Annotated in this window: 1 protein-coding gene; it reads right to left on the reverse strand. The window is 37.9% G+C overall.

What is annotated here, in order from left to right; all coding sequences use genetic code 11:
* Positions 1–57 precede the first annotated feature (57 nt).
* A partial coding sequence (locus R2S57_RS30445; protein WP_316848669.1) for a glycoside hydrolase domain-containing protein occupies positions 58–544 on the reverse strand: 487 nt, incomplete at its 5' end.

Raw genomic sequence — 544 nt, forward strand, 5'->3', positions numbered from 1 at the left:
AAAAAACCGTTAACTAAAATTAGTCAACGGTTTAATTAGTACAGGGATGAGAATAAATTATTTTTTTGGTTTAGCGCTCATGTAAAAAGTAAGCTTTCCACCGTTTGTAATATCTGAGTGTTTGATTTTATGATCGGTGATTTCTTTGCCATTCAATAAAACTTTCTCTACATAAACGTTTTTATCGTTTTGTTTGATCGCTTCCACAGTAAAGGTTTTTCCGTTTTCTAAATTGATTACGGCATTGTTAACCAACGGGCTACCCAACGAATATACATCCGAACCTGGTGCCACAGGATAAAATCCTAATGAAGAAAACATATACCAGGCGCTCATTTGTCCACAGTCATCATTTCCACCCAAACCATCAGCAGTCGGTTTGTACTGCATATTTAAAATATGGCGGATCTGCGCTTGTGTTTTCCAGGGTTGATCAGTCCAGTTGTACAAGTAAGCAATATGGTGCGCAGGTTCGTTTCCATGTACATAACCGCCAATAATACCTTCGCGGGTAATATCTTCAGTATGTGCGAAAAACTCATCT

It is taken from the genome of Pedobacter psychrodurus (assembly GCF_032678585.1).
GTDB classification, from domain to species: domain Bacteria; phylum Bacteroidota; class Bacteroidia; order Sphingobacteriales; family Sphingobacteriaceae; genus Pedobacter; species Pedobacter psychrodurus_A.